The following is a 12,060-nucleotide window of genomic DNA, read 5'->3' on the forward strand; positions in this document are numbered from 1 at the left end:
AATTGTACTATAGGCAAAGGTACATTCAATTACGTAGAACGATGGCAATAAAAAAAGAGAGCGCGCAGGTTTCGGCTAACAGCGATCAATTGTCTGACAAAAAGGGAGACGGCTTGATCCATCCACGTCGTGATCTAAAAAATAAAAAACAACAGAAGAATTATGAAGCGGGTGTGGACCCACAGGATGAACAACTCAATACCGTGCCAGAAGGAACGGGGAGTGAGCAGGGCGACTCAAAACCTGGTGGCGGTAATCGATTGCTGAAGGATACAACTACCCAAAGCACTAACAGCCAAAAAAAATAAAAAAATCAAACATTTGCCGGAATGGTTTGTAGTCCTCTTAAATTTGACTAAGCTTTTATATTCGGTCGACTATTAATTTGCAGTTATCCGGTCGCTCATCACACATTTATCAGGGCGCAGATAAGTTTAAGTAATTAACCAGACGCTTAAATACTTGATGAAAAAGAAGATTCTATACATTGAGGACGATCCTGATATGGCAGATATTGTTGCGGAAATCATGCAATATGAGGAGTATGAGGTAATTACCGATAGCGGAAAATCGATGTACAAATATTTGAAAAATAACGATATCGGACTGATTTTGATGGATGAAGGGTTGAGCTGGTGCTGGGGCAGTAATCTGTGCCGGGAACTTCGTTCCAATGAAGAGACCGCGAATATTCCAATCATTATGATCTCGGCGGTTCGTGAGATCGATGACATCGCGCAACATTGCGGAGCCAATGCATATATCCGAAAGCCGTTTGAAATCTACGATGTCATTGACGCCGTGAACGATTATTATCCAAAACATGACCCCGCGATGTGATCGGGCGCAATAGCGATTAACGTGGCGATGCTGAGGAAAAAGCAGGTTCAGGAGAAAATTGAAAAACAAATTTATTTGCGAGTGAAAAGTATGAAGTTAAACCGGGAGATGGCACTTTTGCCAACATTTTATCAAGGAGACGATAAGGAGCAGGGTAATCACGGCAACGAGGAAAACGCTAACGATATCATGGGTTGTAGAATGCTTGAAAATTTGAAAATGGCTTTGCTTTTCAGCCGTATTCAAAGCCAAGTAGAAGACGACCACCACGGCGAACACTAAACAGGGGCGTGGTGAAACTCAGGTATCTGCCAGACGTTGTACCCGGCTATCGACGTATAAAGCGCGGTAGGGGATTTTGCTTTCTGGACGATAAAGGCGAGCGGATTACGGACGTTCGTAAGCTTGAACGCTTCCGGGCCTTGGTTATCCCTCCTGCTTGGAAAAGCGTGTGGATCAGCCCTAGTAGGCGCGGCCATCTACAGGCCACGGGAGTGGATGAGTATGGCCGGAAACAATACCTTTACCACCCTGAATGGACCGCCGAAAAGCAACGGAAGAAGTTGGAGCGTATGGTCGCATTCGGGACCGTCTTACCCGCTTTTAGAAAGCAAATTGCAAAAGATTTGCGTCGTAATGACTTCGATAAGACCAAGGTGACCGCTTTGGCGTTGAAAGTTATGGAAGAGACGCTAATGCGGGTCGGTAACGAACAATATCGCCGTAGATATGGTAGCCATGGCTTAACTACCTTGAAAAAAAAACATTTGATACTGTCCGGAACAACTGCTACCTTTCAATTCGTCGGAAAAAAGGGGGTTAAACAGAAAATTACGATTAACCGAAAATACCTAGTCGGGCAGCTCTTAACGTTATCAAGTTTTCCCCGGCCTTATTTATTTCAGTACGTCAACGATGAAAACCAAATTACAAGGCTTCGTGCCAATGATATCAATAGTTATATTCAGTACCACACAGGGCCGGAATTTTCTTCGAAGGACTACCGTACCTGGTACGCAGGGCTTTGGGCACTCCGACTGTTTGCAGCGTGTGTAGACTATGCAGGCGAGAAGGATTGTAAAGCCAATATCCTGTCGGTTTTAGATACGGTATCTCAACGTTTGGGCAACACACGCACGGTTTGCAAGCAATACTATGTGCCGGATAAGCTAGTCAGTGGTTATGAGGACGGCTCATTACTTCCTTATTTGCGGAAAAGCCGGGCCGGACGGGGCCAGGTCACGACTAAGGCCGCAGAGACACAATTATTGACTTTCTTGCGTTGTGTAACGGTAGAAATCTGATTACTTTGATCGGTGTCTTTTTCCAAAAACCCTGAGGAGAGAAGTTTTGTCCTTTTTGGTTTTCGCAGGCCCTAATAGGACTCCCCAAGGCTGAAGTGCAGGAATATGGTCACAAATGATTTTTACAATGCCTATTACCGGAATTGCCAACGCCATACCGGCGATTCCCCATAACAACTCACCAGCTACCAGCGCCATAATGGTAAACAAGGGATTAATGTTTACCTGTTGTCCGACAACAAGTGGTTCGAGAATATACGTTTGCAAAAACTGAACGGTGAGATAAACGAATAAGATACCAAGCACCATGCGTCCATCTCCTCCTTGTGCCAACACGGAAAAAATAGCAATCAGGTTACCAACGAAATTTCCAAAGAAGGGTACGATTTCCAAAATCCCACAGATAATGGCAAAGAATATGGCCCCTTCCAATCCCACCAGCGTAAAACCTATGCTGTACATCACCCATAAGACAGCGACCATGTTAAAAAGTCCGATGAGATAGCGGCCCGAGATGGTTACCGATTTATGGATAATGGTATCCGCCTGCTGCTTTTTATCCTTGGGAACAATGTGCAGTATAAATGTTTTCAGGTGAGACCGATAGAATATCAGCAAATAGGTATAGATGATGACCAACACCGCGTTGATAGCCAAGCTGCTGACCGCATTTATAAAACTGAAAAATAAAGAGCCTGCCCAGGTGGATGCTTCTTTTTCCTGCTCTTGCAGCATTTTTTTCTGCACATCCAGATGGATTCCGAAAGTGTCGCTTATCCATTCGCGGACGGAATCGATCCTTGCCGTTATTACCGCCCTTGTCTCCGCAAAGTCTTCAGCAAGACGATTGATCTGCCATGAAAGGATCAAACCCAGTAAAACGATCGTGCAAACAAACAATAAGATCGGAATGAGCGAAGCCAATGCACGACCGATTCCCATTTTTTCCAACCGGTTACTGACGGTAACCAATAACATTGCCAGCAAGGCTGCAAGGACTATCGGAATGAGGAGGGGAGCTGCAAAATAAAGCGCGGCTACTGATAACGTGGTGATGATTACGATATTCGCAATACGCGTGATCTTAGCTTGCATACATGGTAGCGCGCTTATTTGCCGGTTGCATAAGGTTTGAGCTTCTTTTTTAATTGTTGTCGGGCAACGTGAATCCGTGTTTTAACCGTACCGATGGGTATTTGGAAGTAGTCAGCAATTTCGTGATATTTATATCCTTCATAATACATAGAAAAAGGATAATAATATTCTTCAGCCAATTTGGCAAGTGCCGATTCAATATCCTCCATGATGAATTTGCCCTCTGCGCCATTACGCAGTGAACTTTTAAACAGGTCGGAGGAGGAAATTGTGTCAGATTTTAGGATGATTGCATTGGTCTTGACTTTCCGCCGGTAGTAATTTATAAATGTGTTTTTAAGTATGGTATAGAGCCAGGCTTGCAGGTTGGTGCCTTCTTTAAACTTGTTATAGTAAGAAAACGCTTTCAGGACAGTGTCCTGTACCAGGTCGTTAGCGTTTTCTTCGTCGCGTGTAAAATAAAATGCATAGCTGTTCAGGGAACCTACTTCTTGTACTACTTTCGTGTTGAATTCGATCTTATTCATAATCTATAGCATTTATCGTTACGTATTATATTCATCCCCGTTGCCATCTCGAGCCATGTGTACGCCGGGTGGACACACCCAAGTATTCGATGGTTGCTCCATCGTATCCGGCAAATGACGGATTGTCGTTTAGTAGCGTTGTTCGATAGCTAGCTTGTTTGTGATTAGGTAAACAAAAGCACCTTCATTTTTGTTTGAATTATTTTAAAAAATAGAGCAGGGCTCTGATGTCTCGATAAGAAATCGGCCTTTAAGATGAATTTAGGCATGTTACGTTGGTTTTTGTTATCACTTTTTTACATTTTCGGTTCCCTTCGGCGGTGGGACATGGCTGACCTGTAATTCGGTTTCGCGTTCTTCTACATGTACTGCAAATTCTGCCGGGGCAATGCGAGACCCATGATACTCGGCGTACGCCCGCGTAAATGAAGCGCCGATATAAAGGATCGCCGCGGTGTAATACACCCATAAAAGTAATACAATGATGGAAGCCGCGGCGCCATAAGTAGATTCAGGTCCGGTAGTTTGTATATAGAAGCCAATCAGGAAGCGACCGATCATAAATAGTATAGCGGTAAAAAATGCACCTGCTTTTACGTCTTTCCATTGGATGCGCACATCAGGCAAAAATTTAAAGATAACCCCAAACAATGCGCTAATGACGATAAAGTTGGTAAGGGTTTCTATAGTAAGTGATAAATAGACTGCTAAATCCGAAAATTGCCTCCTGATATAATCCATGAATATCATCAATAGCCCATTCACAATCAGCGAGACGATCAGTAAAAAGCCCAAAGACAGGACGAGTGATGAGGAAAGCAGTCGATCGGTGATCAGTTTCACCCATCCCCTCTGAGGTTTGGGTTTGATTTCCCAGATCTTATTTATGGAATGTTGCATATCCCCGAATACGGTGGTGGCCCCAAGAAGCAGGGTGCCGATACCGACAATAAGCGCCCAGGTATTGTCTTCCTTGAGTTGTACATTTTTGAGCATTTCCTGGATTTGTGCTGCGGCATTCTTGCCTACTAATCCGTTGATTTCATGGAAGACTCTCCCTTCCGCTGCCTCCTGGCCGAAAAATAGCGCTGCGAGGGAAATGGTCAATACCAACAGCGGAGCTAGGGAAAAAACGGTATAATAGGCTAAGGATGCACTGAATTTGAGGCCTTTTACATCCATGAAAATGGTGAATGTGTTTTTTAGAATCGCAAACCAGCGTTTAATAAATCCTGTTGATTTCATAAGCTCTTATTTGTTGATCCGTGCTACGTTTACTCTGATAACGCAAGCGGGAATCCAGAGTTTTTTCTGTTTTTCATTATTGTGCCAACAGTTGTCCTTTTGATTTGTTGATAATTTGAATCATTATGCGCACCTATGGCATTGAAACCTCAAAGCGAATTGACCGAAAATGATCTGAAGCGGGGGTTGACAATGGTGATTTGGGATGGGCTGGCATCCGAAGTCGTAACCTCACTTACCGGTGGAGCTTTCCTGGTGGCGATGGCGTTGTTATTGGGAGCTAACAACCTGCAAATTGGGTTATTGGCAGCATTACCGATGATCACCAACGTCTTTCAACTGCTCTCGATTGTATTGGTAAGGAGGTATCAGAACCGGCGGGCAATATCGGTTCTCTGCCTTACATTGGCACGGATCCCTTTAGCAATTATCGGTTCGGTGGTATTTCTGCGCGGGAGCGGATCTATCGACATGCTCATTTTTTTTCTTTTATTCCACTTTCTTTTTAGCTCGGTATCGGGGCTAAGCTGGAATTCATGGATGAAAGACATGATTCCGGAAAAAATGCTGGGCGAATATTTTTCCCGCCGAAGTCGATATACACAGACACTTAATGTTGCGCTAAGTGTCGTTCTGGCTTTATTGCTCGATTTTATACGCAGCCGGTATCCCGCGTATGAACTGACTACGTTTGCTATTTTCTTCATCATAGCAGGTGTCGTCGGTGTGACCGGTGCTTATTTGCTGTCTAGGGCCCCGGAGCCACAATCTTATCTGTCAAATGCGAGGTTGTTTACGCTTTTGAAAATGCCGCTGAAAAACCAAAATTTCCGGCGATTGCTGGTCTTTAATTCGGCATGGGTTTTTGCGTTGAACATTGCAACCCCGTTTTTTACCGTGTTTATGTTGCAAGGGATGGGACTGCCGCTTTCTTATATTATCGTTTTGACGATCATCAGCCAATTATCCAGTATCATGACGCTGCGGATGTGGGGTGTGTTTTCCGACCGGTATAGCAACAAAAGTATCATAGCCATTAGCGCACCGCTGTATATTCTTTGCATCCTTGCGTGGACATTTGTTGGCATTTATTCCAAGATGTATATCAATCTTGGGCTATTGGCGCTCATCCATATCTTCAGCGGAATTTCGACCGCTGGAATCAATCTTTCGCTTACCAATATCGGGTTAAAACTTGCTCCGAAGGAAGATGCTATTGTATACCTTTCGGTTAAAAACATTGTCACTTCCACTTTTTCCGCCCTTGGTCCGTTGGTGGGCGGTATCTTGGCCGACTACTTTTCGGACAAAACGTTGGAAATCCGGTTTGAGTGGGATAGCCCCGGCTTTGATAAGGTCTTAAAGTTAATTTCACTGCATCAATGGAATTTCTTGTTCCTAATAGGTGCATTCCTGGCGTTATGTGCACTGGAATTATTAAGTCGGGTAAAAGAGACAGGTGAAGTGGAAAAGGATGTAGTTAGGCGTATTATGCGGACGAGGATTAAGAGCAACATGAAGGACGCCATGATCATCGGCAACCTCATTACCTGGAATAACCAATTAAGAGCCATTTTCAAACTCAGGAAAAAGCGGTCTACTACCTCTGCTTCCGCCTCGAACGGTAAATGACATACGTCAATACAGCGATGATAAAAATAACTCCGAACAAAATCGAAAAAAACATAGTGAAGCTTATTAAATATTCGTTATTTCTTCTACAACGAAGTACTATTTTAGTTTTTGTTTTTATTTCTTCTGCCTACCTATTATCGACGTACCCAGCCACGAACGGGACCTTCAACAAGTAAAAAGTCCAAATATTCGGCAATGATTTGAGTTTGCAGGCCTGCCTCCAGTTCGGTAATGCGTGCAGCGGTAGTATCTGGTTGAGCATATAGATAACGTCCATCAGTAAGGCGTAAGGGTCGCAGCCGGCTTAATGGACTCACCCGCTTCTGAGCTACAAAGTGTTTGCTGGAGTCGGGGAGGACCACGCGGTAACCGTCGCGATACGTGGCCTCTACCAGCAGGGGGATATGTGGCGAAGCATCCGGAAGAAGCGGCTGCGTGGATCGTAAAGTGTCGCCAATCCGACTGGTATCGGCTGAAATGGCCGGCGGCTTGGACTTCCCCGGACGCAAGAACGGGAGCGGATCTATAGCTCCGTTTCTTCCATAGATGCCGAAATGTAAGTGCGGCGGAGTCGTTCTTGCGTTTCCGGTATTACCGATGAATCCCAGTGTGTCGCCCCCTGACACGGATTGTCCGCTGATTACCAGTTGGCTATCCAGGTGGGCGTAATACAGGTTTAGCGGTCGATCTTTCGCGCGGAGCCATACAACTTTCCCTCCCAACCGATTGTTACCCACGCGCACGACGCCATCGGTAGCTGCGACAACCGGCGTATGGCGTGCAGCAAAAATATCAATGCCTTCGTGTTTGCGGCGGCCACCGTCTCGAACATCACCAAATATGCTGCCGATGTGCTGCCTGGCACTGGGTATTACGGGAGTGGCGAGGGAGGCTTCGGCGGTAAGTTGAAGCCGGAACGACAATTCCGCAAGTAGTTCCGTTTGGATGCGTAGCAGATACTGCCCATCCTGCCTGACATCCCAAGTGATCGTTGTAGCGGTATCTGCAGAAACCAGGCGCTTTGGGCGAATAGCGGTGTCCGGCGGGGCTTCAAAAAGGTCAATAAATAACTGGACGCTATCCTTGCTATTTACGGATACATCGATAAGCAGCCGTTCGCCCCGCCTTGCCATAAATGCGTATCCGATGGCAGTGGGTTTATCGCGCGCGATATACGCTAATTCCTGATGCGGAATCGTGACCATCGTCGGATCAGTCAGGCTCTGCATAGAAGCCTGAAGCCATTGCCGATACAGTAGGCTGCGTTCAAGTCCCGCGTTACTTAATTGATTTTGGTAACGTTCGTGTGGCGATTGGCTTTTGAAAAGTACGCCGGAGAATTGGTCACTGCAAGCAACGAAAAGCCCGATGAGCAACAAAAGTGTATATCGAAAGGTACAATGGGAGTTCATCATACATTATTGACAAGGATAGTCATTCATTTGTTTGTGTAACAATTCGCAGGTTAGATTGTATCCATTAAAAACAATCAAATGGGAGAATTAACGGTAACCATCATCGGTTGTGGGGATGCCTTTACAAGTGGCGGACAATTGCACACCTGCTTTTCCATCAAAGCTCCACATACCAATTTACTTATTGATTGCGGAGCAACCGCCTATTGTGGGATAAAGAAACAGGGAATAAAAATAGATGATATTGATACCATCGTGATTTCCCACTTTCACGGTGACCACTATGGCGGAGTACCTTTTTTACTGTTGGAAGAGGCTGTCAGAAACCGTGAAAAACCGCTGACTATTATCAGTCCTCCCACGGGCAAGGAACGGATTACACGACTTTTGGATCAGCTTTATCCGGGAAGCAATGTGCTGAACAAACTGAACTTGATTTTTAAGAACTATCGGATAGATGGTGTACTGCAGGCAGATCACCTCGAAATAGCCGCGTTTCCTGTCGAGCATGCCGTAGATACATTGCCTCATGGACTACGGTTAGGCGTCGCAGGGAAAATAATCAGTTTTACGGGTGATACGGGTTGGACTCCGATGCTGATTGAATTGGCCCGGGATGCTGATTTATTTATCTGCGAATGCAATTATTACCATTCGGAAGTAAAAGGCCACATGAATTACGAGACGTTGTTGGCCTATGATGACCAACTGTTGTACAAGCAATTATTACTTACACATCTGGGCGATGAAATGATTCGACATCGCGATCAAATTCGTCATCCCTGCGCGCATGACGGGTTGAATGTTGTTTTATGAGAACTGTTAAGTTATCCGTTTAGTGTTGATCGCTTGCACCCATTCATGATGGTTGCAGCGACTACACGAATGTTGTCCGGGCGGTAATTGCCGAAGTGTACCGCAATATATACACGCATACAGGCCTTGTTGGGTAATTACACGTACGTGCTTTCGGTATACGTTGGGTAAAATTGGCAAGCCATACCTAATTTCATCTTCCGGATAAAAAAAGACGCTCATGCTGCCGTTAGTTTCCAAGATGGCGGTCCGGACCTGGCCGAGATGTTCAACGCCTTTGTCTCGAAGTTCTGCGAAGAACTCGTCTATCGAGAGGCTATCTTTGGCGTCATCCTTGATCGTCATGACACTATCTTCGATAATATATACCGGCTCGCCTTCTAGAATCCGCTCGAATCGTTCGCTTTTGGTCATTAGCCAAGTTACCAAACGATAGAGGCCTATTGCCGTGGCGCATACTAAAACGGTAGGTATGATTGCCACGTCATCGTAAAACATCGGGTCTCCGGCTGCCGATCCCAAGCTCAAGATAATAGCCAGTTCAAAGATTGACAATTGCCGTACTCCCCGTTTTCCGGATAGTCGGAGAACAGCCATGACGACAATAAACATCAATGTGGTCCGGAAGACGACTTCGAGGACAAATCGACCGTCGACCTCGTGAAGAAAAATACGTTCCCAATCCATGGTGTTGAAAAAGTGTAAGCGTGCTATAGATACAATTTCCGGTAACGAAATGTTTTCTTGCAAATCCCCCAACAATTGAAGAGGATGGCTGTTGAAGGTAATACAGGCAGTCACTTGGCCGCTTTGTTTGTTGAACCCTTAAGACGATTTTTATGGCAACGCTAACTGAAAAACAACTTGGCACGCTAATGGGATATCAGGAGGGGCCTGTCTTCTCTGTATATATGCCCACACACCGCACCCATCCCGACAACGCACAGGATTCGGATGTATTTAAAAAACTGGTGGAACAGTTCGAGCCCCTGAAGAACGAATACGCGAGAGACCGGGGCATCCAAAATGTCTTTTCCAGGTTTGAGGCTTTGGCGGAAGATTATCGGTTTTGGCAACATTCGAAGGAAGGGTTGGCGGTATTTGCAACACGGGATGCCTTTGACATATATCGATTACCTACGAGGGTCCAGCCATTGGCAATTGTCGCAGACAGCCCTCACACAAAACCGTTATTAAAATACCTGCAAAGCAGCGACCGTTATCATGTATTGGTGCTTAGCACAAACACTGCACAACTGTTTGAAGGCAATCGGTACCAGCTGGATGAAATCGATCTTTCCCAGGGAGATATTCCCGAATCGATGATGGATGCGTTGGATCACGAATTACGCGATCTACACGCGACTTTGGCTGCATATCACACGGCAACAGGGGAAAAGTGGGAGGTAGCGCAGAACCATGGATTACGGAAGACGGATATCGATAATGACGTCGAACAATTTTTCAGATCGGTTGACCGGGGAGTCACCGTGAAGTATTCAGTTCCTACACGACTTCCGCTGATCTTGGCAGCACTTCCCGAACATCAGCATATGTTCAGACGGATAAGCCGCAATAACCAGCTTGTGGAGGAGGGAATCGCCATCAATGCTGCAGCATTGTCTGGGGATGCTCTCCGGGAAGCGGCCGGGGAGGTGTTTGAACCCCATTACAACAAACGCTTGAACAGTATGATTGGTCAATATCGTCACGCTACCACCAAACAACTCGGAGCAGATCAACTGGAAGAGATTGTAAGGGATGCGTTCGACGGTAAGGTTGCGACCCTGTTGCTTGAAGAAAACCGTATCATAGGCGGTCGGATAATTGACCGGGACCATGTTCAGTACTACTTGGACGACATGGATGGCGCCGTTGATGATATACTGGATGACCTGGCGGAACTTGTACTGCGGCATGGGGGTGAGGTATGGATTCTTCCAAAAGAAAAAATGCCTTCAGAAACCGGGGCCGCATCGATTAACCGGTTCTAATGGTTGCCAATCCTAATTCGGATTTTTCTTCCAATCACAAAGTACGGTTGCTCACGGGCGGTAGGACTTTCTTTTCATTGCTTGTTCAACTGATCAATCGTGCGCAGGAAAGCGTCCACTTACAAGTATACATATACGAGGCAGATGCCACCGGACAATTGGTTGCCGATGCCTTAATTGACGCTGCAAAGCGCGGGGTGGATGTCCATGTGTTGGTGGATGGTTATGGCTCACAGGGCCTGAAAAGTACATTTACATCGCAGTTTGTCGAGAATGGGGTGCATTTTCGTGTTTTCGAGCCACTGTTTAAAAGCAAACATTTCTACATCGGTCGCAGGATGCATCAAAAGCTGCTGGTGGTGGATGCGCGTTATGTCGTCGTGTCGGGAGCTAATGTCGGCGACCGGTATAACGATACGCCCGGCAAACCGGCCTGGCTTGATTTTGCGTTGTGTGTAGAAGGAGAAATAGCTCAACGACTGTGTGAATTGGCTTGGACAATGTGGAAAAACTCCCAGCGCATCAGAGCCATGCCCGAAAAATGCCGCCCTTCCCCTGCACAGATAGATTTTGGCCATGAGGCGGTATGTGGTATCCGCATGCGCCGCAATGATTGGGTGCGCCGTAAATCTGATATCAGCCGGACGTACAAGGAAATTTTTCGAAAAGCCCACGACCGGATAATTTTACTTTCCAGCTATTTTCTGCCCGGAACCACCGTTCGGAAGGATATGATTACGGCGATAAAGCGCGGCGTCAGGATCCAATTGATCGTTTGCAGCCGCATGGATGTCCCGCTGGTAAAAGATGCTGAGCGGTCTATGTACGAATGGCTCCTTGAGCATGGAATTGAGATTTATGAATATACAGGAAATATGCTCCACGGCAAGCTTGCTACCTGCGATGACTTGTGGATGACCATTGGCTCATTCAACGTAAATGATCTGAGCGCACGCGTAAGTATAGAGCTGAACCTCGACGTGGAAGGAAAAGCCTTTGTGCGACATACAATCCGTGAGTTAACCCACCTCATGGAGACCGATTGCATACGGATAAAGGCCGATGATTTTGCGGCGGAAAACACGCTCGTAAACCGGTTGTTCCGCTGGTTGGCATTTAAGATTCTGCGCTTGATTTTCTTTTTAGGTACTTTTTACATGAAACAAGATGTAGCTAAAAGTTGAATTTT

The 12,060-nt window shown here is 45.9% G+C and carries 13 protein-coding genes; 8 read left to right on the forward strand and 5 right to left on the reverse strand.

Annotated elements, in window-relative coordinates:
* The first annotated feature begins 41 nt into the window (after positions 1-41).
* The 4 genes from ACFQRK_RS00820 to ACFQRK_RS00835 all read left to right on the forward strand — a co-directional run bounded on the left by ACFQRK_RS00820 (position 42) and on the right by ACFQRK_RS00835 (position 2,144).
* Complete coding sequence (locus ACFQRK_RS00820) at positions 42-308, forward strand: hypothetical protein (RefSeq protein ID WP_379002670.1); 267 nt, start codon at positions 42-44, stop codon at positions 306-308.
* A gap of 157 nt (positions 309-465) precedes the next feature.
* Positions 466-840 carry a PleD family two-component system response regulator gene (locus ACFQRK_RS00825; RefSeq protein WP_379002673.1) on the forward strand — a complete coding sequence of 125 codons (375 nt, stop codon included), beginning with the start codon at positions 466-468 and terminating at the stop codon, positions 838-840.
* 27 nt (positions 841-867) lie between these two features.
* Complete coding sequence (locus tag ACFQRK_RS00830) at positions 868-1,122, forward strand: hypothetical protein (protein ID WP_379002676.1); 255 nt, start codon at positions 868-870, stop codon at positions 1,120-1,122.
* 11 nt (positions 1,123-1,133) lie between these two features.
* On the forward strand, positions 1,134-2,144 hold the full coding sequence (locus ACFQRK_RS00835) for a DNA topoisomerase IB (RefSeq protein WP_379002679.1): 1,011 nt from the start codon (positions 1,134-1,136) through the stop codon (positions 2,142-2,144).
* Here the strand turns inward: ACFQRK_RS00835 and ACFQRK_RS00840 are convergent, their stop codons facing one another.
* From ACFQRK_RS00840 to ACFQRK_RS00850, 3 genes are all read right to left on the reverse strand, one after another.
* Positions 2,145-3,239, reverse strand: a complete 1,095-nt coding sequence (locus ACFQRK_RS00840; RefSeq protein ID WP_379002682.1) for an AI-2E family transporter — start codon at positions 3,237-3,239, stop codon at positions 2,145-2,147.
* A gap of 14 nt (positions 3,240-3,253) precedes the next feature.
* Positions 3,254-3,766, reverse strand: a complete 513-nt coding sequence (locus ACFQRK_RS00845) for a sigma-70 family RNA polymerase sigma factor (RefSeq protein WP_379002684.1) — start codon at positions 3,764-3,766, stop codon at positions 3,254-3,256.
* Positions 3,767-4,054: 288 nt separating this feature from the next.
* Positions 4,055-5,011: a YihY/virulence factor BrkB family protein gene (locus ACFQRK_RS00850; protein WP_379002686.1), complete on the reverse strand. Its 957-nt coding sequence runs from the start codon at positions 5,009-5,011 to the stop codon at positions 4,055-4,057.
* A gap of 135 nt (positions 5,012-5,146) precedes the next feature.
* Here ACFQRK_RS00850 and ACFQRK_RS00855 point away from each other — a divergent pair, with 135 nt between their 5' ends.
* Positions 5,147-6,643 carry an MFS transporter gene (locus tag ACFQRK_RS00855; protein WP_379002688.1) on the forward strand — a complete coding sequence of 499 codons (1,497 nt, stop codon included), beginning with the start codon at positions 5,147-5,149 and terminating at the stop codon, positions 6,641-6,643.
* A gap of 137 nt (positions 6,644-6,780) precedes the next feature.
* Here ACFQRK_RS00855 and ACFQRK_RS00860 read toward each other — a convergent pair whose 3' ends face one another.
* The gene (locus ACFQRK_RS00860; RefSeq protein ID WP_379002690.1) at positions 6,781-8,061 is read right to left on the reverse strand and encodes a peptidoglycan DD-metalloendopeptidase family protein; all 1,281 of its coding nucleotides are present in this window, start codon (positions 8,059-8,061) and stop codon (positions 6,781-6,783) included.
* Positions 8,062-8,139: 78 nt separating this feature from the next.
* Between ACFQRK_RS00860 and ACFQRK_RS00865 the strand changes: the two genes are divergently transcribed.
* Positions 8,140-8,877 (forward strand): MBL fold metallo-hydrolase, encoded by a 738-nt coding sequence (locus ACFQRK_RS00865; RefSeq protein WP_379002691.1) that lies wholly within the window; start codon positions 8,140-8,142, stop codon positions 8,875-8,877.
* A gap of 6 nt (positions 8,878-8,883) precedes the next feature.
* Here the strand turns inward: ACFQRK_RS00865 and ACFQRK_RS00870 are convergent, their stop codons facing one another.
* Complete coding sequence (locus ACFQRK_RS00870) at positions 8,884-9,564, reverse strand: DUF421 domain-containing protein (protein ID WP_379002693.1); 681 nt, start codon at positions 9,562-9,564, stop codon at positions 8,884-8,886.
* A gap of 152 nt (positions 9,565-9,716) precedes the next feature.
* Between ACFQRK_RS00870 and ACFQRK_RS00875 the strand changes: the two genes are divergently transcribed.
* The gene (locus ACFQRK_RS00875; RefSeq protein ID WP_379002694.1) at positions 9,717-10,871 is read left to right on the forward strand and encodes a hypothetical protein; all 1,155 of its coding nucleotides are present in this window, start codon (positions 9,717-9,719) and stop codon (positions 10,869-10,871) included.
* Positions 10,871-12,055 carry a phosphatidylserine/phosphatidylglycerophosphate/cardiolipin synthase family protein gene (locus ACFQRK_RS00880; RefSeq protein ID WP_379002697.1) on the forward strand — a complete coding sequence of 395 codons (1,185 nt, stop codon included), beginning with the start codon at positions 10,871-10,873 and terminating at the stop codon, positions 12,053-12,055. Before ACFQRK_RS00875 ends, ACFQRK_RS00880 begins: the two co-directional genes overlap by 1 nt.
* Positions 12,056-12,060 lie beyond the last annotated feature (5 nt).

Origin of the sequence: Parapedobacter sp. GCM10030251, assembly GCF_042666505.1 — a bacterium.
Lineage (GTDB): Bacteria > Bacteroidota > Bacteroidia > Sphingobacteriales > Sphingobacteriaceae > Parapedobacter.